Here is a 20,420-nt window from a genome sequence, read left to right as displayed (position 1 = left end):
GGAAGGCTCGCAAAAGCTGAACAATCTGTCAATACTCTTTCTAACTGAGCGAAAATTGGGTGTTTTTGTCTGCAATTTTTCGGTGTTTGCCTTTCGAAGTGATCAACTGTACGGTTTCAGGTGGAGGAAAATTGAAATCGTTTTCAATTTTTGTCGGCTTGAAAAATCCGTGGCGGCGACGCATGCAGGGGCAAATTGGCAAAAAACATGAAGCTCAAGGAATTCGCAGCAAAGGTCGGGCTCTCGCCCACCACCGTCAGCCGGGCGCTTGGCGGCTATCCCGAGGTGCGCGAAGAAACGCGCCAGCGGGTGATGGAGGCTGCGCTGAAATATGGCTATCGGCCAAATGCAAACGCGGTGCGGTTGGCAACGGGCAGGGCTGGCGCCATCGGCGTCGTCATGGGCCGTTCGGGCGGCGGGCATTTCTTTTCTGAATTCATGGGCGGCATGGCCACGCGGCTTGAAAACGAGGAGACCGATATCCTCGTCAGCGTCACAGTTGATAATAATCTTGACGAGGAATTGGCGATCTTCAGCCGGCTGGCGGCGAGCGGCCGGGTCGATGGCATCATTGTGCATTCGCCAAGACCGGAGGATGAGCGCATTGCGCTACTCAACCGGCTGGGTGTGCCCTTCATCGTGCATGGTCGCTCAAAGACGGCTTTTGAACATGCCTGGCTCGATATCGACAATCACGATGTGACCTATCGTCCGACGATCCATTTTCTGGAGCGCGGCCATCGCCGTATCGCCCTTATCAACGGTCCTGTCGGCCGCACCTTCGTGCAGGATCGTGAACAGGGTTTTCGCGAGGCGCTGGCGACCCATGGGATCACGCCTGATCCGCGTTTCATGATGAGCGAGCATTTCAGCGAAGATGCCGCTTTCCGTTTCGCTCGCTCGCTGCTGGAGCAGACCCCGCGCCCGACGGCCTTTGTCGCCGGTGCGATGATGACAGCCCAGGGCGTTTATCGCGCGGCAACCCAGCTGGGACTGGTGATTGGCAAGGATGTCTCCGTCATCGCCCATGACGACGTGTTTCCCTATCTCACTCCGGAAAGCATGATGCCGCCGCTTTCCACCACCCGCTCGTCGATGCGTATGGCCGGCATGCGCGTCACGGACCTGCTTTTGCAGATCGTCGGTGGCCGACCTGTCCGCGAAGTTCAGGAATTGTGGCCGGTCGAGCTGATCTTGCGGGAATCGGTCGGTCTGGCCTAAGCCCGTTGCCCTAGCTCACTGATTCCACTCCATTTTGTGAACGTCATTTGATAGCGTTCGCCTTTCATCGTCTATTCGTTAAGCCGGTCTCGTGTATAATCGGAGCAGTCACGGGTTTAATGGAACAGGTCCCGTGCCGGCGCGTTGAGGGGATGCATTGAAGGAGGATGACGGATGTTTGAATTTTTAAAGCCGCAACAGCAGACTGTGATCGACGACGTCGAGGCGACCGGCACTTATGCCGATGCGCTTCTCAACGTTCCAAGCCCGGAACTCACCCGTTCGACCGCTCGCGAGCATGGTCATGAAGCCCATTCCCGCGATTATTGCGAAAACCGCGATATTTCCCGCAGTGCGCTCGGTTTCGTCTGATCTGCCGCAAAAACCTTCCTGAAAAACGGAACGTACCTGCCGTCCCCGCGTTTTCCTATACGATCCGCAGGGCGGCGCAACCTATACCGAAAGGACCTTACCGGCATTCGACCGATGGGCGAATTGGGTGTTGCGCCGCCTAAATGGTGACGGCGTAAGCGCGTTGTCCCGAGAGATTTAGCGGCGCCGCAATGGACAGGGGCGCTCATGTTAGGAGCCCGCAATGTCGACCGTTCCCGTTGAACCCTATCCCGAGCCGCCGATGCCTGTGCCGCCGCAGCCGGATATTCCACCGGTGAAAGAGCCGGAACCCGACCGTTTGCCGGATGAACTGCCGACGCCCAACCCCGATGAAAATGACGGGCCGCCGAGAGTCCTTTAGAAGTCCGGCGCAGCCGTTCTTTCCCTAGCGCTGGTGTGGCCCTAGCGCTGGTCTGGCTCGAACTTCTTGCTGACGAAAGCTGAGCCTTCCAGCCCGAAACGCCAGGGATAATCCACTGCACGGCTGATACCGATGCGCCTGCCGGTGCTGATCGCGGCGGCTTCCTTTGGCAGACGCAGCAGAAATGGTGGTGCGTTGAGCGGTGCTCCATCCATCTCTCCGGTAATCGCCATCGCCTGGCACAACTTGCCCGGGCCCGAGCAGAGAAGTTTGAGCTTATCGGTTCCCCGGCGCAGTTTCATCATATCTATACCGGTCAGCGGCTCGATGGCGCGCAGAAGCACGGCGGAGCCGGGGGCACAGACGAAGTTGGCGCACCAGTGGATGCCGTAGGACCGGTAGACATAGAGATGGCCGGCAGGGCCGAACATTGCCCTGTTGCGTGGGGTCTGCCCATTGAAGGCGTGGGATGCCGGATCGTCGGGATGGTAGGCTTCGGTTTCAACAATAATGCCGCCGGCTTTGCCGACGCGAAATTCCGCACCGATGAGTGCGCGGGCCACATCCAGTGCGTCGCGCTGGAAGAAACTCTGCGGCACTTCCGGGCTAAAGGACTGATTCATCGGGAACCCCTTCCGCTCTGCCATCGTTGTGAATTCAGGTTTCAGTATTACCGCATCGGATGGCTAGCCGATGTTTCTCAAATCGGAGGGCATGTCATGCAACTTTCCACGACCTATGTAAAACGCAATAACGGCGTCATATCCGTCGAGTTCGTCGGCAGCGACGGCGACCAGGTCTCCGTCCGTCTCGCAGATGGACTGGAAGGGATCGATGATGCGGAGGCCATCAAGCGCGCCAGTGCGGTTATGGTGCAGCTGACGGCTTTCGGCACCCGGCATGGCGCTGATGCATCGTCGCAGTTTTCCGCGCTTGGAACGGCGCAGGATGATGGTCCGCATGGTCAGGCAAGCGCCCGCACCGCAAAGGATAGTGCTATTCTGGAGGAGGAATTGGACGAGGGGCTGGAAGATAGCTTTCCAGCCAGCGATCCGGTCTCAGCCACCGTCACCTCGATAGCGTCCAGAAAAGGCGGGCTGTGACATTGGCTTATCGCAAAGTTGCTCTCGTCACCGGTGCAGGTTCCGGTATCGGTCGCGCCGCCGCCCTCCATCTGGCCGCGGCAGGCTTTTCGGTTGGCCTGCTCGGGCGCACCGAATCCGAATTGCAGACCGTGGCTGCTGAGATAGAGGCCGCATCCGGCTCTTCGAGACTTCTTCTCGCCGATGTCTCGGATGAGGCGGCCATGCGTCATGCGGTAGCAACGCTTGTGGACGATTTCGGTCGGCTGGATGTCGTGGTGGCGAATGCCGGGGTGAACGGAGTCTGGGCGCCCATCGATGAGTTGAAGCCTTCCGACTGGGACGACACGATCCGCATCAACCTGCGCGGCACCTATCTCACCGTCCACGCCAGCGTGCCGCATCTGAAAGCGGCCGGCGGCGGGTCCATCGTTATCGTGTCGTCCATCAACGGCACCCGCACGTTTACCTCGCCCGGTGCGACCGCCTATTCCGTGACAAAGGCGGGACAGCTTGCCATGGCCCAGCAACTGGCGCTGGAGCTTGGCCGCCACCGGATCCGCGTCAATGCGGTGTGCCCGGGCGAGATCGAAACGGCAATCAATGAGAACACCGACATCCGCGGGAGGGAAAGGACCGAAGTGCCGGTTCGTTTTCCGGCGGGCGACATTCCGGTGACGGGCGGTGTCGCCGGGACGAGCGAGGATGTCGCCGAACTCATCGGTTTTCTCGCCTCGGATGCATCGCGTCACATTACCGGCACACCGGTATGGATCGACGGCGGTCAGGGCCTTCTCCGATAATCCACCCTCAGCCAGCCGCCTCGGCATCACGGGCTTGTGTGCCTATGATTAACGAAAGGGTAACGTCTGTTCACGACACTTTGTCCATGGCGAGGTTGCCGTGTTGTGGCCACCTTCGGTAGTTAAGCGTCTGCCGTAAAGGCGGGCAAATCAGGCGGGTAAAACGATCCATGGGCATGCAGGCATTGCTGGATTTCGCGGTTGCGGGGTTGCGGCAAAAGATTAGCGCAGGGGTAAGAATGGCTGCGGTCGTCGCGATCGGCGGCAGCCTTGTTGCATGTACGTCTATGGGCCTCGATAGCGTCAAGAAGGACCCGCCGAAGCTGTCGTCCAAGATGATGGCGCAGATGTCGGCCAAGAGCATGCGTCCCGAAAGCCCGGTTCTCGTTCGCATTTTCAAGCAGGAGAGCGAGCTAGAGGTCTGGAAGGTCGACAAGACGGGAAATTACGCCCTGCTCAAGGCATATCCTATGTGCCGGTGGTCGGGAAAGCTCGGCCCCAAGATGAAGACGGGCGACCGGCAGGCGCCTGAAGGTTTTTATCATGTCTCTGCCGGCATGCTCAATCCGAACTCGCAATATTACGTTTCCTTCAATCTCGGTTATCCCAACCGGCTGGAATCAGCACTTGGTTACACCGGTGAGGCGCTGATGGTGCATGGCGCCTGCTCGTCTTCCGGCTGCTACGCCATGACCGACCAGCAGGTTGGCGAGATCTACGCCATCGTCGCGCGGGCGTTGCAGGGCGGGCAGGATCGCTTTCAGGTCCAGGCCTATCCCTTCCGCATGAGCGCCCGCAACATGGTGGCGCACCGAGACGATCCCAACATGCCGTTCTGGAAGACGCTGAAGGAAGGTTACGATTATTTCGAGGTGACGCGCCGCCAGCCCAAGGTTTCCGTCTGCGGTCGCCGTTATGTCTTCAACAGTGAATTTGACGGCGGCGAGCCCACTGACCCGCTGGCTGCCTGCCCACCCGCCGTCAATCAGCCCGACCCGGCAGTGGCGTCGAAACTGGCTGAAGAGCAACAAAAACTTGCCGCGGCGATGAGCGAGGGAACTTCCGCCCCGCTCAGCGCGTATGTAGACGGCGGCATGCATCCGAGCTTCCGGGCCCTCCTGAAATCCAGCGGCGCCAAGGTCATGGCATCGCAGGTTTCCGGCACGAAGTACCCTATCAGCCGTCCTGAGGCGGCGCTGGCAGACCCCTTTGCCAGTGTGAGATGATGTAAATGAGGTTTTTCAATTGAACGAGACGACAACGACCCGGCGGGGTTTCCTGCTTGGAGCAGGTGGATTGGCGCTTGCCGGCCTTGCAGGCTGCAACACCACGGCGCGTGAGGCCACGAAGCCTGCTGCACCTGCCGATGACCCGATGTATGCGCTGATGTACGGCCCCAAGCCGGACGAGCAGTTCCCGTTGCCGGAAATTCCCTATAAGCGCATTCCGCGCCAGTTCCTGCGGCAGATGGTGCCGAACCCGACCGGCGAGCGTCCGGGTGTCATCGTGGTCGATACGGCCAATCATTTCCTCTATCTGACCTATGAAGACGGTCAGGCCATGCGTTATGGCGTCGGTCTCGGTCGTGCCGGTTTCGAATGGGCCGGTCGCGGCGTGATCCAGTACAAGCGGCAATGGCCGCGCTGGACCCCGCCCGACGAAATGATCGCCCGCCAGCCGGAACTGGAACCCTATAGCGGCCGCAATGGCGGCATGGAGCCGGGCCTCAAGAACCCGCTCGGCGCGCGTGCGCTCTATATCTTCAAGGACGGCAAGGACACGATCTATCGTCTGCACGGCTCGCCGGAATGGTGGACCATCGGCAAGTCGGTATCGTCAGGCTGCGTACGCCTGTTGAACCAGGATATCGTCGACCTCTATAGCCGTGTACCTGACGGTACGCCGATCGTGGTGACGGCGCTCGGCCCGGCACAGCAGGGCGTGCCGATCGGGCAGGCGGGCGTTCCGGTGGCGCAATATGGCAATGGCGTGATCGGCGACGGCCTGTCGCAACCGGTGCAAAGCTATTGATCACGCGGTGGCGCGTGAATGCGTGACAGGTCGCGACACATAAAAATACCCCGGACGATGTCCGGGGTATTTTTATGTGAAGGTCCGGAAATCTACCGGTCCGATCTTTCAAAAAAGGCCTGGCTTTTGATGTTTCGGCTACGCCACACGGCGCATCCGCCCGCGGCTTTCATCTTCGGTTTCAAGGCGAAACCGGGAAACCAGCGCGCGCAGCTTGGCCGTTTCGCTGGCGAGCATTGCCGAGGCGTCGGTCGATTGCTGTACCATTGCGGCGTTCTGCTGTGTGCTTTGATCCATGGAATTCACCGCTGCATTGATTTCGGCAAGACCCGTGGATTGTTCGGATGCCGAGGTGGCGATGGCATTCATGTGTCGGTCTATGCCGGCGATCCGCTCGCTGATGTCCTTGAGCGCCGCTCCCGTATCGAGCACGAGTTTGACCCCGCCTTCGACTTCCGAACTGGACTGGCGGATGTGCCCTCTAATTTCACTGGCTGCCTTGGCAGAGCGCTGGGCGAGATCCCTGACCTCCTGCGCCACCACGGCAAAACCCTTGCCCGCCTCACCCGCCCGCGCTGCCTCCACACCGGCATTCAGTGCCAGAAGATTGGTCTGGAAGGCGATTTCATCAATAACGCTGATGATGCCAGCAATCTGTTTTGAGGCATCTTCTATCCGGCGCATCGCCTCTTCAGCGTGACTGACGACCTCGACCGAACGCAATGCGCGCTGATTGGCGTCGGTGGCGGCCAGTCGCGCTTCGGTGGCGCGTGTATTTGCGTTGGCCACGTTGACCGTGATTTCCTCAAGCGCAGCTGCCGTCTGCTCAAGCGAGGCTGCCTGATTTTCGGTACGGCGGGACAGTTCGCCTGCACCCGACGCAATCTCCTGGCTGTTACTGTCGATTGTTCCAATACCTGCCGAGATGGAAACCAGGGTCTCCGCGAGCTGCCTCACTGAGCTGTTGAAGTCATGGCGTAGCGCTTCGAAATCTGGAGAAAAGGGTTGGTCTAGCTGGAAGGCGAGGTCTCCGGACGCCAGGCGCTTCAGCCCTGCCGCAAGTCCTGATGTTGCGGCCCGCAGTCTTTCCGCGGCGTCGGCTTCCGCTTCGCGCCTTGCGGCTTCCTGATCCGCCTGTGCCCGTTGACGGGCGTCTTCAGCCTGTGCTTCCAGCGCTTTATTTGCGATGGCCGCCTGCCGGAAAATCTCCACGGCACGGGACATCAACCCGATCTCGTCTTTGCGACCGGTGCCGGAGGGAACCTGCGTCGTGTCGCCGCCAGCAAGCGTTTCCATGTTCTTCGACAGGTGCAGCAAAGGCGTAATGACCGATTTACGGGTGAGGAGGAAGAGACCCACACAGAAAAGCGTTGAGAGCAGCAACAGTCCTCTCAAAAGAAGATCGATACTGCTTTTCGCCTTTTCACTTTCGGCCAGAGTTGCACTTGAAAGAGCATCGATCTGTTCGCTGGCTTTTTCCATCGTCGTTTCGAGAGCGCTGAATTGCCGCACGAAGTCCGGCACCAGCTTGACCGCAGCATCTGGATCGGTGTTTGCAAGAGAAACAACCTTTTTCGCGATGTCGATATAAGACAGCAGCGGTTTCTCTACGCCCTCGATAACCTCTTTGGCCGCCGTCCCCTCGGACAAAACTTCGTTGTCCTTCAGCGCCCCGAGGAAGATCGCTTCATGTTCCGCAAGGTCTGTCTTTACGGCCTCGTAGGAGATGCCGACTTTGTCGTTTGCCGACAATATTGCCGCCAACACATCCGACCGCAACGCGTCATGCATCATGTCGGCGCGCATGTGGTTGTGAAGGATTTCGGCGGAACGCGATACCTCGGCGCTGTTGGTATTGAGCGTGTCCGCGGCCCATATGCCGATGCCCACTGCGCTTCCCGATAAAGAAAATATCGCGGCACTTACAAATATGATCTTTTTGTTAATCGATGCCATGTGGACGTTCCCGCTTGGATGGTTATACTGCGGAAAGATAGTTTATCATCTTTAATAAATAGTCTATTTCTCTTGTTTTTTGATTGATGTCAAAAAAAGGCTGCAAATTCTATTGCAGCCTTTTCTTTATTAGGTTTGCCTATTCTAAACGGCGCGGTTCAGCGCGTCGCCCAGAATGGATACGATATCGTCGAAATGGGATTTCTCGGCGATCAGCGGCGGCGACAGGGCGATGATGTCGCCGGTGACGCGGATGAGCAGGCCGCGCTCGAAGCAATCCACAAAGACATCATAGGCGCGTGCGCCGACAGCACCTTCCCGCGACTGCAGTTCAATGCCGGCAATGAAACCGATGGTACGGATGTCGATGACATTCGCCGCGCTCTTCAGCGAATGGATGGCGTCGTGCCAGGCATCCTGCAATTCGGCGGCGCGGGTAAATAGACCCTCATCGCGGTAGATATCAAGGGTCGCAATGCCGGCGGCGCAGGCGACCGGGTGGCCGGAATAGGTATAGCCGTGGAACAGTTCGATCTGGTTTTCCGGGCCGTGCATCAAGGCATCATGTACCTTGCGGCTGGTGAAGACGGCACCCATGGGGATGGCGCCATTGGTCAGGCCCTTGGCCGTGGTGACGATATCAGGCGTAACGCCGAAATAGTTGCTGGCGAAGGAAGAGCCCATGCGACCGAAACCGGTGATGACCTCATCGAAGATCAGCAGGATGCCGTGCTTGTCACAAATGGCACGCAGGCGCTCCAGATAACCCTTCGGCGGCACCAGAACGCCGGTGGAGCCGGCCACGGGTTCCACGATGCAGGCGGCGATGGTTTCCGCGCCATGCAGCGCGACCAGCCGCTCCAGATCGTCGGCAAGCTCCGCGCCGTGCTCGGGCTGACCCTTCACGAAGCTGTTTCTGGCAAGATCATGGGTATGGCGCAGATGATCGGCGGGAATCTGCGGGAAAACCCGACGGTTGTTGACGAGGCCGCCGACGGAGATGCCGCCGAAACCGACGCCGTGATAACCGCGCTCACGACCGATGAGGCGGCTGCGGGTGCCCTGACCGATGGCGCGCTGATAGGCGATGGCGATCTTCAGCGCCGTATCGACCGATTCCGAACCGGACCCGGTGTAGAACACACGGTCGAGCTTGCCGCCTTCCGGCCCGGGCGCGATTTCCGCCAGCCGTTCGGCAAATTCAAACGCGACTGGATGGCCCATCTGGAAGGATGGTGCGTAATCCAAGGTCGAAAGCTGATGCTTGACGGCGGAGGCAATCTGCTGGCGGCCATGGCCGGCATTGACGCACCAAAGTCCTGCCGTGCCGTCGAGAACCTGGCGGCCGTCATTGCTGGTGTAATACATGCCCTCGGCACTCGTCAGCAGCCGGGGATTGGCCTTGAACTGGCGGTTGGCGGTAAAGGGCATCCAGTAGCTATCGAGTGAGGTGGAATTGGATCGGCTCGGGTTGTCCATAACGGTTCTCCTGTTCGTTGCCGCCGATTGAAAGCTATTTTAGCCATCGAACAAGCCCTTTTCTTCCCGTGGCCAAGCTATTGAAAATATTATAGGCGTGAAGACATGTTTTCGATATTTCGAACAAGGGCAACGGAGGCTTACGCATGTCGGTGGATTTAGGCGGACGTTTGCGCCATTTGCGTCTGCGTCACAATATTTCCCAGCGCGAACTGGCACGGCGTGCCGGAGTCACCAATTCAACGATTTCGCTGATTGAGAGCAACACGTCGAACCCATCCGTCGGCGCGCTGAAACGCATTCTCGACGGCATACCGATCGGTCTTGCCGAGTTTTTCGCTTTCGAGCCGGAAACCAGCCGGAAGGCCTTTTACAGGGCGGATGAACTGGTTGAAATCGGCAAGGGGCCGATTTCTTTCCGGCAGGTGGGCGAGAATGTCTTCGGCCGCAGCCTGCAAATCCTGAAGGAATGTTACCAGCCGGGCGCCGATACCGGCAAGGTGCCGCTGGTTCATGATGGCGAAGAAGGCGGCATCATCCTCTCAGGGCGTCTGGAAGTGACTGTCGACGAGGGGAGGCGGGTGCTTGGGCCCGGTGATGCCTATTATTTCGAAAGCCGCAGGCCGCACCGCTTCCGCTGTGTCGGTCCGGTTCCCTGCGAGGTGATCAGTGCCTGCACGCCGCCGACCTTCTGATTCCCGCCGTATCCGGTGGTTTATGGCACCGCTGATAGGGTAAAATCCTGCCGGGCCAAGAAAAAACGCCACGAGCTACGGCAATTTTGCGCGGCTGCTATGACGGGAATGCGGTTCCTTGCCACGCTTTTGCCGTCTTTGCGCCCTTGTTGCGATTTTTCCATCGCTTTTTATTGGCGCAGCGACAATGGCGGGTAAAAAAATCCCGGCTGATATGTCAAATTTTATATGCATTGCCACAATCTTGCTGCGATGCAAAAAACTTTAATAGTCTTTTCGCTAGATGCCTGTTCTTGGCGTTTCTGTCTCATCTCCGCAAGTCATAAGAAACACATAAGAAAAGACTGCCGGAGATCCAAAAACCAATACATGGTGCGGCGTCACCCATGCTCTCAACACATGGCCGTCGGCACATTTGTTGCTTTTTTATGCAACCGTTAATATTGCCCAGGCGTTGATCGGCCGCTCGCGCAAGAAATCGCATAGACGGTCATGGGCAATGTGCCTTACAAAAAATCCATTAGCATCAAATTCCGAACACAGACTTGTTATCTCTTTTAGACGGAAAGACACGCCTCCGGGCACCGACCAATCGCAAAACATAAATGGAGTTCTCTCTATGAAGTCCGCGACCCAATCGGCTGAACAGACACTCAGCAGTTCCGAAGACTTCGATGTCAGTTTCCCTATCGGGGGCATCGCAAAACGCAGCTTCGATATGACATCGGCTGCGCTTGCGCTGCTCATCTTCAGCCCGATTTTCCTGTTGATCGCCGTCCTGGTGAAACTCTCCGATCCCGGTCCGATCTTTTATGGTCACCGGCGTGTGGGACATAATGGCCGCTACTTCCATTGCCTGAAATTCAGGACGATGGCGATGAACGGTGACGAGATGCTGCGGCAATATCTTGCCGCCAATCCGGAAGCCGCCGAGGAATGGCGTGCGACCCGCAAGCTCAAGAACGATCCGCGCGTTACCGCTGTTGGTGCCGTGCTGCGCAAGCTCTCCCTCGACGAGTTGCCGCAGCTTCTCAACATCATCCGTGGTGAAATGAGCGTGGTTGGCCCGCGCCCCGTCGTTGACGAGGAGCTGAGCTATTACGAAAACGCTGCCGCTTATTATCTCAGCACCCGTCCTGGCCTGACCGGCCTGTGGCAGATCAGCGGCCGTAACGATGTCTCGTATAAAACCCGCGTGGCTTTTGACACGCAATACGTCCAGAACTGGTCGATGCGTCAGGATGTGTTCATCATCGTCAAGACCATTCCCGCCGTGTGCATGTCACGCGGAAGCTACTGAAAACCGATATTGAGTTCGGCTTTATCGATCTTCTTTTCGACACGCACCCGACCGGGATCCCAAGTCCGGTCTTCGGGTGCGTCATTGGTGCTAATCATACCGGCCGCTTTTTGCGGCGCTGCGCGACCGGCCTTGTCCGGTTGCGCGACGGCCTGATCGCCCGCGCGGCGATCCGCTAACAGGGAGTTTCCCGATGAACGGCCTTTTTGCCGCCCACCGCCCGTTTGTGGCTCTCGTCCTTACCGCTTCCGTTGCCCTTGCCGCGCCTCTCTCCGCAATGGCGGCGGAAGGCGCCCAATATAAGCTCGGCACCGCAGACAAGCTGCGCATCCGCGTTGCCGAATGGCAGCCGGCCGATGGCAGCATCCGCAACTGGGACGTCATCAACGGCGATTACTCGGTCGGTCCATCGGGCACCCTGTCCTTGCCTTTCATCGGCCAGCTCGAGGTTGCCGGCAAGACGCCCTCTGAAGTCAGCGATCAGATTGGTGCGCAGCTTCAGAGCAAGTTCGCCCTTCGCAACCTGCCGTCGGCCTCCGTCGAGATCGCCCAGTTCCGGCCGATCTTCCTGAGCGGCGATGTCCAGACACCGGGTGAATATCCCTATGCCGCCAATCTCACCGTGCTGAAAGCCGTCAGCCTTGCGGGTGGTCTGCGCCGTTCCGATGCCGGTCAGCGTTTTGCCCGTGACTTCATCAATGCTCGTGGTGACGCCGCCGTCTACGACAACCAGCGGGCAAGGTTGCTCGCCCGCCAGGCGCGGTTGATCGCCGAGGTCAAGGGTGATGAAGCGATCACCAAGACACCGGAAATGGAAAAGATCACCGAGATCGATACGCTTCTGGCCAGCGAAAGCGCGCTGATGAAATCGCGCACCGACCGTTACACCCTGCAGCTCAAGGCACTGACGGACCTGCATGCGCTTCTGGAAAGCGAAGTGGAATCGCTCAAGAAAAAATCGGAAACCCAGAACCGCCAGCTCCAGCTCGCCAATGAGGACCGCGACCGTGTCAACCGGCTGAACGAGCAGGGGCTTGCACTGTCGCAGCGGCGTATTTCCGCGGAAGAGCGGGCGGCCGAGGTGGAATCCACCCTGCTCGATATCGACACGCAGTCGCTGCGCGCCAAGCAGGATATCAACAAGGCGACCCAGGACGAGATCAACCTGCGCAACGACTGGGTGGCCCAGCGCTCCAAGGAATTGCAGGATACCGAGGCGGAACTCGACAAGCTCAATCTGCAGCTGACCACCAGCCGCGAATTGATGTCGGAAGCTCTGGCGCAATCGGCCGAGGCGATCCGGTTCGATCCCTCGGGCAAATCCGCGACCATCAGCTACGTCGTGGTGCGCGACGAGAATGGCAAGCCGAAGGAGCAGAAGGTTGATGAAAACACACTTCTCCAGCCCGGCGATGTCATCAAGGTCTCGTCTGAAATCCTGATGCAGTGAGGTTTCAATGCGGATCGCCAAATCGGCGCTGATCGATCCCCAACGCAACGAGGTATACGGAATGGCGGCCATCGCGCTGTCATTCTTCGTTTTCGCCTATTCATCGCGCTTCGGAATGGTTTCGGTTCTGGCCTATTATGGCTTGTGGCTACCTCTTGTCGTGGTGGATTACCGGCGCGTGCTCGGCAATTATCCGCGCTATCTCTGGATATTCGGTTTTGGCATTTTGACCGTGCTCTCCAGCTTCTGGTCGGAAGCCGCCTCGGTGACCATGCGCGCCTCGATCCAGTATATGACGCATATCGTCTGCGCGCTGATCGCCATGCGGGTGATCTCCATCCGCACACTGACGCGCGGCGCATTGATCGGCACCACTCTCGTTCTGCTCTATTCGCTGCTGTTCGGCATCTATCTCTTCGATGCGCTTGACGGTACCTATAGTTTCGTTGGTGCTTTTTCGTCCAAGAACCAGCTCGGCTTTTACGCCTCGCTCGGCGTCATCTTTGCCGCTTCCTCGGTGCTGGTCCTGAAACAGAGGGGAATCTGGCTGCCGATCGCTGGCGTTACCGGGCTGTTATCGGCCTATAGTCTCGTGGCATCGCAATCGGCCACATCCGCCATCACCACGGCAGCGGTGGTCGCCCTTATCATCGGTTTCATTCCAATCGGCATGCTGTCGCCGGCCAATCGCAAGATGACGTTCTTTGCGCTTGGCGGCCTTGGCGCACTGTTGGTGGTCGCTTCCCTGCAGTTTGGCCTGCTCGATGCCATTCTCGGCATCTTCGGCAAGGATTCGACGCTGACCGGCCGCACCTATCTCTGGCAGCAGGGCATCGAAGCGGCAAAACAGACGCCCGTCTTCGGTGTCGGTTATCAGGGGTTCTGGGTGGTGGGTTTTGCCGATGCCGAACGGCTGTGGAACGATTTCTTCATTGCCGGCCGAAGCGGCTTCCATTTCCACAATACCTATATCGAAACGGTGGTGGAAAATGGCTTTGTCGGCATGCTCCTGCTTGCCATGGTGCTCTACGGAACGCTGCTCGGCCATCTGCGCTCGGTGCTGATGCGAAAGAGCGATCCACAGGGCGTCATCCTGTTTTCGATCTGCGCGCTATTTGTCGTACGGTCCTTCGTGGAGATCGACATCATCTTCCCTTACCAGATCGGCTCGTTCCTGCTTTATTTCGCGGCCGGGAAACTGTGCCTGCCGGTGAAGATGGCGCAGGATGGGGAGACTCACCCGGCTATCGGCATGCGGTTGCAGACGAGGGCCTAGAGATAATCGGCTGAAACATGCGGGCTGGCGTGGATGAAACTCCACATGTCCTTGCTCACCGCGACGATATCGGCGATCGATTTTTCAAGGTGCTCGATTTCCTTCTCGTCCATGCGTTCGACCTTGCCGTAACGCACCTGACTGTCATCCTCCACCAGCCGCATCAGTTGCGTGCTGGCGATTTCGCCTTTTTCATCGAAAGAGTAGATGCAGTGATTATATTTGTTGCGCGTCCTCGCTTCTTTCTTCAGCCGCGCCATGATGGAGAGGATGGTCTTGCGGTCCTTCGCATCGGTGGAGGGAAGCTTCGCCAGGCGCTCGATCAGATCCATACGCGCCCGCGTGGTGTTGAGCGTCAGGAACACGACGATGGCCGCTTCCTTTTCCACTTTCATGAGATGGACGATCAGATAGATCATCAGGCTCTCCGTGTTGGTCCACACGTAATTAAGCCTGCCGACCAGCAGCAATACATCTGACATCACCGCCATGCCGCTTCTCCCACCCATCGGAACTATACTGGCATCATATGCCGACCGGCGCGCGATTGACAGTGTATACCACTGTTATTTCTTCATCTTTCCTTGAAAGCGCGCGACATGCTGTCGGCGATGGGCTTGGTCAGATATTCGAAGAAAGTCCGCTCCGAGGTCTGGATCAGAACGTCGGCCGGCATGCCGGGCACGGGGTGGAAATTATGCACCTTGGCGATCTCCTCATCGGAAATCTGCACGCGCACGATATAGACGTCCTTGACCTGTAGACCGGCATTTTCCTCGATACTGTCGGCGGAAACGTAAAACACCTTGCCGTTCAGAACCGGTGTGGTGCGGCGGTTCAGCGCCGAAAGGCGGATTGCGGCGGTCTGACCCTCATGCAGCTGGTCAATGGAGGTTCTGAGCACCTGTGCTTCCAGGATCAGGGGAACATGGGCAGGCAGGATTTCCATGATCGGCTTGCCTGTCGTGATGACCCCGCCCGGCGTATGGTAATAGGCGCGTATCACGGTGCCGTTGACGGGGGAGCGGATGACGGTGCGTTCCAGCACTTCGGCCGCGCCACGCACCTGTTCGCGCACGCTATCGAGATCGGATTCCGCGATTTCCAGCGCGTCCAGTGCCGCCTGCTTGTTGGCGTTGACGGCAATAACCGCTTCCTGCTTGAACTTGGCGATTTCCGCCTCGCTCTGGTTCATTTCCCCGGTCAGCCGGGCAATATCGCCCATGGCGTCGGCAATGGCGCGTTCGAGCGCCAGCATGTCGGTCTTGCGGATGACGCCATCCTTGGCGAGCCTTTCCTTGGAATCCCGTTCCTGGGTCAAAAGCGCCAGTTGCCGGTCGAAGGACTGTTTTTGACCGTCATAGCCCGCAAAGCGGAACTCCAGTGACTTGATGTTCTTGTTGATCAGGTTCAGTTGCTCGTCCAGTTTGACGAGCTTGCTGTGGAACACGACGTTCTGGCTCTGGATGATGGATTTGATATCGGGATCGCTCGCTTCCTTCATCACGATATCGGGCACCTTGAAGCTCTTTTCGCCCTGGGCTTCGGCGCGCAGGCGCGTGACGATGGTTTCGAGGCGAAGGCGCCTCAACTGAAACATGCGTTCATTGGCAAGCGCCGTCGTCTTGTCGAGGGTCAGAAGAACGTCGCCAACCTTGACCGTATCGCCTTCGCTGACCATCATTTCCTTGATGATGCCGCCTTCCAGATGCTGGACCACCTTGTTGTTGCCGGTGGCGACGAAGCTGCCCTGGGCGATGATGGCAGAGGAGAGCGGCGCGGTTCCGGCCCAATATCCGAAGCCGCCGAACGAGGCGAGCAGCACCGCAAGACCGATCGAGCTGTGCAGCCGTATCGAGCGAGGCACTTCGCTGTACCATTCCAGCTGGCCCTGGGGTTTGACGTCGGTGACGGCGTTTTTCTTCGTGAACATGATGATCCTCAACCCTCGATCTGCGGCGACTGGGCCGCCGGGCGGCCATTGCCGGAAAGCGCCTTCAGCACGTCCATCCTTTCGCCGAACATGGCGACCGATCCGTCCTTCAGCACCATGATCTTGTCGACGCATTGCAGCAACGCCGGCCGCTGGGTGATGGTGACTGTCGTGATGCCCTGTTTCTTGGCGTGCAGCAGTGCCCTTGCCAGCGCCTGTTCGCCAGCCGTGTCGAGGTTGGAGTTGGGCTCGTCCAGCACCACGAATTTGGGATCACCAAAGAAGGCACGTGCAAGCGCGATGCGCTGTTTCTGGCCACCGGACAACGGTGCGCCATCGGCGGCGACCACGGTTTCGTAACCCTGCGGGAAACCGGCGATCAGTTCGTGGACATCGGCCAGCACCGCAGCTTCGTAAATCTGACGGTCTTCGACATCGTCGCGCATGCGGCAGATATTGGCCTTGATGGTGCCGGGGAAAAGCTGCACGTCCTGCGGCAGATAACCGATGCTTTCACCGAATTGCCGCTGGTCCCAGTTGCGCAGATCCATGAGATCGAGACGGACATTACCTGAGGTGGGCAGAATAGAGCCCACCAGCATCTTGCCGAGTGTCGTCTTGCCGGAGCCGGAATTGCCGATGATGGCGAGCGATTCCCCCTTTTTCAGAGAAAAGGAAATGCCGTTCAAAATCACCTTTTTCTGCGGCGGGGGCACGAAAAGGATGCGCTCCACGTCGAGACGCCCTTCCGGATTGGGCAGGCGCAGGCGCGGGAAGTTGAGCGGCGAATTGATGAGAAGCTGCTTGATGCGGCCATAGGAGGCAGCGGATTTGTTGAACTGGTGCCAGCCTTCGATCGCGCCTTCGATGGGGGCGAGGGCTCGGCCTGAAATGATGGAGGCTGCGATGACCATGCCGCCCGTCAATTCGCCTGATAGCGATAGATGCGCACCCCAGCCTAGAAGCGCTATCTGGGTGACCATGCGCGCCGCCTTGGAAACGCCCGAGAACATGATGTTGCGGTCCTGCGCCGCTACATGGGATTTCAGGGAACCGGCGGTTTCGCGACCCCACATCTTCACGGCTTCAGGGATCATGGCGAGCGCATTGATGATCTGCGAATTGCGCGACATGGAATCGAGGTGGAAATTGGCGCGGCTGAGATAACCCGAGGCTTCGGAGAATTGCCGTGCAGTGAAGCGCTGGTTCAGCCAGGCAATGCCGAAAAGCACCACACAGCAAACCATGATGATGATGCCGAGATGCGGGTGAACAAGATAGACCACTACAATAAAAAGCGGCATCAGCGGTGCGTCGAGAAAGGCGATCAGTGTTCCCGATGTCAGGAACGAACGCAGCTGCTGAAGGTCCTGTAATGTCTGATAATCCTTGCCGCTGCCGTGGAGCGAGGCGCGGGCGGCGGCGGAGAGGATCGGCGCCCCGAGTTGCACCTCGAGTTCGACGGCGGTGCGCATCAGGATGAAGCGGCGGATGGCATCCATGAAGGCCTGCAGCAGAACGGCGCCGAGAACGGCGACCGTCAGCATGACAAGGGTATCCATGGAGCGGCTGGTCAGAACACGGTCGGAAATCTGGAACAGATAAAGCGGTATGGCGAGCAGCAGGATGTTGATGGCGACGGTGAACAACATCACCACCACCATGTTTCGTCTGACTGCAGCGATACCCTTGGCGAGGCTCGCGGCGAAATTGATCGGTTCGCTGCGCTTATGGAAGCCGCTATGACTTCCGCCGCCCCCGCCACCACCACCGCCACGATCCTCCGGATCCTTGCCATTGCCGCCGCCGCCGGTAACGGGCCTGCGCTCATTTTCGCGGATCGGCCCGTCATTATTGTCGATGGTCTTGACGAAAGGCAGATCGGGTGCAGCTTTCAATTCCGCATTGTCTGTCTTCGCTGCCGGTTCCGGGGTTGGCTCGGGTTGCCGGCCCGGTCGGGTCTCGGGCTCCATCGGTGGAACATCCCGCATTTGCGGGGGCTGAATGCTTGCCTGAGAGGGCTGTGGCGTAGTTGCGGCAATGGGCGCGACGGCCTTTGGCGTTTCATCCACGCCGGTCAATTGGCGCAGGTTCTCGACGGCTTCATTGATGGCTGAAATACAGGCGTCCGTCAGTTTGCTATCTTCTGCCTCTTGATCCAGCGGCAAGTCGAGTGAGCGTCCATCGGCAATGATTTTTCTTGAAATATGATCCATTTATATCGGTCCCCTCGATGATCTTGCGGTATCTGCGGTTCACCTGAAGGCCTTGCCGCCGGCAAGACCTATGCAGTGACCGCTTGCATGACGTCGGATGAATGGGCGTTCGACCACGACATGTCGTGGCCTGCATTGATGACGCTGTCGGATTCGTTTTCGATGGTTGCGGGGTCGTCGTGCAGAAAGGCGATGACCTCATTGGCGAGCTGGCTTGGATGGGCGGGCTGCGACATATCGTTTTCGATGATGCCGCCCTGTATCAGGATGGCATCGGAATAAACGCCGCCGGCGACATAGGTGGTAGGGCCAAAATTGTCGTAATCGATGATCTGCGCCAGATTGATCACCGCATTGCTGCCGGTATCGATATGAACGGTGGCGTTATCGTTGTTTTCCAGAACCTTGGACGCGGCCTGCGTCACGTCATCGGAATCGCCAAGCACGCTCACCTGTTTGATGATGCTGACGTCATAAAGATTGCCGGTGATGAAAAGGACGTTCAATCCCTGATAGCCGGCAAAGTTGACATCATGGGCCAGCGCGTCCGGCATGTTCGGGTCACGCTCGTTGATCGCGTTCACCGTCTGATGCATATAGTCCGGCATGGTCTCGAAACGGTCGTTGCCGCCGACATTGTGGATGGTGGCGTCGTTCCAGAGCAGATTGTTGCCGGATTGAATGGTAGCGCCATCAGGCGCACCGGAATTGGCGCGTGCCCAGTCATTGTCGTAAAGCACGGCGATCTGGGTGATGACGTTCATGTCCAGCACATTGCCGCCGACGATGACAAGATCGTATTGCATGCCGATGCCGAGGAAGTTGGCGATGTTGAGGGCGGCATTCCCCCCCGTCAACAGGCTGACGCTCGCGCCCGACGTGGTGATCGTCATCGTGTCGTTGTCGCTGACGAACTGATACTGCTCGATCCAGTGGACGAAGGAGACATCGCCTTCCAATACGCTGACACGCCAGGCTGTCGGGAATACCGGCGGTTCACCCGTCTCATGGCTGTCCGCTACGGTATTTTCCGCACCCGGAAAGACGCTTCGCTGGAAGCTGGCGATGTTGTAGGCGGCTGTCTCGGCCTGATTGTCGGAGCGTGTAAAGACGGACGAAATCTCGTCCCGGTCGCTGTAGATATAGGATTGGGTGATGGCGTCGATCTGGTGGTAGTCACCCATGACCGCGGTCACAGAGGTCATGACGCCGGTGTTGACCAGCGTGGCGATGTTGGCGACGACATTGGCGCCTGCGGCCACATCAAGGCTGTTGCCGGCGGGGCTGTCCTCATGCAGCGGCACATCGCTTTTTTCCGGCTCTTCCTGTGGCTTGGCGATACCGCGATCGGGCATGTAGTCGTCAAGAACAGGCTTTTCGCTGGCTGCCACGCCATTGATGTAAAGGCCGTTGATATCGTGACTGGCCAGAACGAAATCCTGGTCGGCATCGGTGCCAAGCGAGGTGACGTCGTTTTCACGGGCGTGCTCGATGTAATCATGGGCGGATTTGGCGAGCGCCTGCAGGGCGTCGTAACTGTCGGTGCGCTGGAAACCGGAAAAAGGGGTAAAGACGGACGCCTCATTGTAGAACTCGACGGTGCGTTGGGTCACGAAACTCGTGTCGCGGGCCACATTGGGGCCATCCGTCATGTTCAGATAATCGTCATCCTGGAGTATGTTGACCTGTGAGACATGGGCAATAACCGAACCGGGGCCGGTGTGGACTACCAGCTCACGCTCGTTCTCGAAGGAAAGACGACCTGGAAAGCGGAAATTAGCGGCGGAAATATCGACAGGTATGGCATTTGCAAACTGCTGCATGTCGTATTCGACAGGGCGCACAAAATTCGGCCGGACATAGTCAAAATCATAATAGCCGGCGCGGTATTTGACGCCGGGATCGTAATCCTCGAGCGGAACGTCGTAGTTCTTGTCGAGAAGCTTTGCCGCTTCATCGTCCGGCAGACGGTCCGGATTGGAATGCGCCGGGCCTTCGCTATAGTTTGTTCTCAGGCGCGCTTCCTCGATCACCGTGTCGAACAGGCCGATGAAATGCGCGATCATGTCAGAAATTCTGTCGATAGGCATTTGAGGTCCCTCCCTGAACATCGCGGCAGGACCTTGGAGTGGCGGGCACGCATCTCAGAGGCGGTGCTTCATTTCGCCAAGCCCGGTCTTTTAACCGCGAACTGCACCGGCGGGTGCCGGTGCAGCTCTTTTCG

General features: G+C 58.4%; 18 protein-coding genes. 11 read left to right on the top strand and 7 right to left on the bottom strand.

Annotation, left to right across the window (positions count from 1 at the left end; translation table 11 throughout):
• Positions 1–207 precede the first annotated feature (207 nt).
• From ATU_RS15425 to ATU_RS26575, 3 genes are all read left to right on the top strand, one after another.
• Positions 208–1,221, top strand: a complete 1,014-nt coding sequence (locus tag ATU_RS15425; RefSeq protein ID WP_010972954.1) for a substrate-binding domain-containing protein — start codon at positions 208–210, stop codon at positions 1,219–1,221.
• Positions 1,222–1,395: 174 nt separating this feature from the next.
• Positions 1,396–1,593, top strand: a complete 198-nt coding sequence (locus ATU_RS15420; RefSeq protein WP_010972953.1) for a hypothetical protein — start codon at positions 1,396–1,398, stop codon at positions 1,591–1,593.
• A 223-nt stretch (positions 1,594–1,816) separates the two neighbouring features.
• Positions 1,817–1,975, top strand: a complete 159-nt coding sequence (locus ATU_RS26575; protein WP_006315212.1) for a hypothetical protein — start codon at positions 1,817–1,819, stop codon at positions 1,973–1,975.
• A 41-nt stretch (positions 1,976–2,016) separates the two neighbouring features.
• On the opposite strand, the gene ATU_RS15415 is transcribed toward ATU_RS26575, so the two are convergent.
• On the bottom strand, positions 2,017–2,598 hold the full coding sequence (locus ATU_RS15415; protein ID WP_010972952.1) for a DNA-3-methyladenine glycosylase: 582 nt from the start codon (positions 2,596–2,598) through the stop codon (positions 2,017–2,019).
• Positions 2,599–2,694: 96 nt separating this feature from the next.
• Between ATU_RS15415 and ATU_RS15410 the strand changes: the two genes are divergently transcribed.
• The 4 genes from ATU_RS15410 to ATU_RS15395 all read left to right on the top strand — a co-directional run bounded on the left by ATU_RS15410 (position 2,695) and on the right by ATU_RS15395 (position 5,891).
• Positions 2,695–3,078 (top strand): hypothetical protein, encoded by a 384-nt coding sequence (locus ATU_RS15410; RefSeq protein WP_006315214.1) that lies wholly within the window; start codon positions 2,695–2,697, stop codon positions 3,076–3,078.
• Complete coding sequence (locus tag ATU_RS15405; RefSeq protein ID WP_010972950.1) at positions 3,075–3,860, top strand: SDR family oxidoreductase; 786 nt, start codon at positions 3,075–3,077, stop codon at positions 3,858–3,860. The genes ATU_RS15410 and ATU_RS15405 overlap by 4 nt, the downstream gene beginning before the upstream one ends.
• 170 nt (positions 3,861–4,030) lie before the next feature.
• Positions 4,031–5,086 carry a L,D-transpeptidase family protein gene (locus ATU_RS15400; RefSeq protein WP_035257389.1) on the top strand — a complete coding sequence of 352 codons (1,056 nt, stop codon included), beginning with the start codon at positions 4,031–4,033 and terminating at the stop codon, positions 5,084–5,086.
• Between the two features lie 19 nt (positions 5,087–5,105).
• Complete coding sequence (locus ATU_RS15395; protein WP_010972948.1) at positions 5,106–5,891, top strand: L,D-transpeptidase; 786 nt, start codon at positions 5,106–5,108, stop codon at positions 5,889–5,891.
• A 138-nt stretch (positions 5,892–6,029) separates the two neighbouring features.
• On the opposite strand, the gene ATU_RS15390 is transcribed toward ATU_RS15395, so the two are convergent.
• Entirely contained in the window at positions 6,030–7,847 is a 1,818-nt protein-coding gene (locus ATU_RS15390) for a methyl-accepting chemotaxis protein (RefSeq protein WP_006315218.1), read from the bottom strand.
• A 144-nt stretch (positions 7,848–7,991) separates the two neighbouring features.
• Positions 7,992–9,326 (bottom strand): omega-aminotransferase AptA, encoded by a 1,335-nt coding sequence (gene aptA, locus ATU_RS15385; protein ID WP_006315222.1) that lies wholly within the window; start codon positions 9,324–9,326, stop codon positions 7,992–7,994.
• A gap of 146 nt (positions 9,327–9,472) precedes the next feature.
• Here aptA and ATU_RS15380 point away from each other — a divergent pair, with 146 nt between their 5' ends.
• The 4 genes from ATU_RS15380 (at position 9,473) to ATU_RS15360 (ending at position 14,047) form a co-directional block, all read left to right on the top strand.
• Positions 9,473–10,021, top strand: coding sequence for a cupin domain-containing protein (locus ATU_RS15380; protein WP_010972947.1), 549 nt, complete (start codon positions 9,473–9,475; stop codon positions 10,019–10,021).
• 619 nt (positions 10,022–10,640) lie between these two features.
• Positions 10,641–11,321 carry a sugar transferase gene (locus tag ATU_RS15370; RefSeq protein ID WP_006315226.1) on the top strand — a complete coding sequence of 227 codons (681 nt, stop codon included), beginning with the start codon at positions 10,641–10,643 and terminating at the stop codon, positions 11,319–11,321.
• A gap of 193 nt (positions 11,322–11,514) precedes the next feature.
• The gene (locus ATU_RS15365; RefSeq protein WP_010972945.1) at positions 11,515–12,771 is read left to right on the top strand and encodes a polysaccharide biosynthesis/export family protein; all 1,257 of its coding nucleotides are present in this window, start codon (positions 11,515–11,517) and stop codon (positions 12,769–12,771) included.
• Between the two features lie 7 nt (positions 12,772–12,778).
• On the top strand, positions 12,779–14,047 hold the full coding sequence (locus ATU_RS15360; RefSeq protein WP_010972944.1) for an O-antigen ligase family protein: 1,269 nt from the start codon (positions 12,779–12,781) through the stop codon (positions 14,045–14,047).
• Here the strand turns inward: ATU_RS15360 and ATU_RS15355 are convergent.
• The 4 genes from ATU_RS15355 to ATU_RS15340 all read right to left on the bottom strand — a co-directional run bounded on the left by ATU_RS15355 (position 14,044) and on the right by ATU_RS15340 (position 20,286).
• Positions 14,044–14,538: a hypothetical protein gene (locus tag ATU_RS15355; protein WP_006315230.1), complete on the bottom strand. Its 495-nt coding sequence runs from the start codon at positions 14,536–14,538 to the stop codon at positions 14,044–14,046. The two genes, ATU_RS15360 and ATU_RS15355, sit on opposite strands and share 4 nt — an antisense overlap.
• An 83-nt stretch (positions 14,539–14,621) precedes the next feature.
• Positions 14,622–15,980, bottom strand: coding sequence for an HlyD family type I secretion periplasmic adaptor subunit (locus ATU_RS15350; RefSeq protein WP_006315231.1), 1,359 nt, complete (start codon positions 15,978–15,980; stop codon positions 14,622–14,624).
• An 8-nt stretch (positions 15,981–15,988) separates the two neighbouring features.
• The gene (locus ATU_RS15345; RefSeq protein ID WP_006315232.1) at positions 15,989–18,196 is read right to left on the bottom strand and encodes a type I secretion system permease/ATPase; all 2,208 of its coding nucleotides are present in this window, start codon (positions 18,194–18,196) and stop codon (positions 15,989–15,991) included.
• Between the two features lie 68 nt (positions 18,197–18,264).
• A complete protein-coding gene (locus ATU_RS15340; RefSeq protein ID WP_010972942.1) occupies positions 18,265–20,286 on the bottom strand; it encodes a hypothetical protein in 2,022 nt (673 codons plus the stop codon).
• Positions 20,287–20,420 lie beyond the last annotated feature (134 nt).

Source organism: Agrobacterium fabrum str. C58 (genome assembly GCF_000092025.1).
GTDB classification, from domain to species: Bacteria; Pseudomonadota; Alphaproteobacteria; order Rhizobiales; family Rhizobiaceae; genus Agrobacterium; species Agrobacterium fabrum.
This window is presented reverse-complemented; position numbering and strand designations above follow the sequence as displayed.

What these genes read in the sequence shown, in the direction of transcription:
- aptA (WP_006315222.1), bottom strand. Translation starts at nt 9,326, where the DNA reads ATGGACAACCCGAGCCGATCCAATTCCACCTCACTCGATAGCTACTGG.
- ATU_RS15400 (WP_035257389.1), top strand. Translation starts at nt 4,031, where the DNA reads ATGGGCATGCAGGCATTGCTGGATTTCGCGGTTGCGGGGTTGCGGCAA.
- ATU_RS15350 (WP_006315231.1), bottom strand. Translation starts at nt 15,980, where the DNA reads ATGTTCACGAAGAAAAACGCCGTCACCGACGTCAAACCCCAGGGCCAG.
- ATU_RS15345 (WP_006315232.1), bottom strand. Translation starts at nt 18,196, where the DNA reads ATGGATCATATTTCAAGAAAAATCATTGCCGATGGACGCTCACTCGAC.
- ATU_RS15415 (WP_010972952.1), bottom strand. Translation starts at nt 2,598, where the DNA reads ATGAATCAGTCCTTTAGCCCGGAAGTGCCGCAGAGTTTCTTCCAGCGC.
- ATU_RS15425 (WP_010972954.1), top strand. Translation starts at nt 208, where the DNA reads ATGAAGCTCAAGGAATTCGCAGCAAAGGTCGGGCTCTCGCCCACCACC.
- ATU_RS15420 (WP_010972953.1), top strand. Translation starts at nt 1,396, where the DNA reads ATGTTTGAATTTTTAAAGCCGCAACAGCAGACTGTGATCGACGACGTC.
- ATU_RS26575 (WP_006315212.1), top strand. Translation starts at nt 1,817, where the DNA reads ATGTCGACCGTTCCCGTTGAACCCTATCCCGAGCCGCCGATGCCTGTG.
- ATU_RS15355 (WP_006315230.1), bottom strand. Translation starts at nt 14,538, where the DNA reads ATGGCGGTGATGTCAGATGTATTGCTGCTGGTCGGCAGGCTTAATTAC.
- ATU_RS15410 (WP_006315214.1), top strand. Translation starts at nt 2,695, where the DNA reads ATGCAACTTTCCACGACCTATGTAAAACGCAATAACGGCGTCATATCC.
- ATU_RS15390 (WP_006315218.1), bottom strand. Translation starts at nt 7,847, where the DNA reads ATGGCATCGATTAACAAAAAGATCATATTTGTAAGTGCCGCGATATTT.
- ATU_RS15370 (WP_006315226.1), top strand. Translation starts at nt 10,641, where the DNA reads ATGAAGTCCGCGACCCAATCGGCTGAACAGACACTCAGCAGTTCCGAA.
- ATU_RS15365 (WP_010972945.1), top strand. Translation starts at nt 11,515, where the DNA reads ATGAACGGCCTTTTTGCCGCCCACCGCCCGTTTGTGGCTCTCGTCCTT.
- ATU_RS15360 (WP_010972944.1), top strand. Translation starts at nt 12,779, where the DNA reads ATGCGGATCGCCAAATCGGCGCTGATCGATCCCCAACGCAACGAGGTA.
- ATU_RS15340 (WP_010972942.1), bottom strand. Translation starts at nt 20,286, where the DNA reads ATGCCTATCGACAGAATTTCTGACATGATCGCGCATTTCATCGGCCTG.
- ATU_RS15380 (WP_010972947.1), top strand. Translation starts at nt 9,473, where the DNA reads ATGTCGGTGGATTTAGGCGGACGTTTGCGCCATTTGCGTCTGCGTCAC.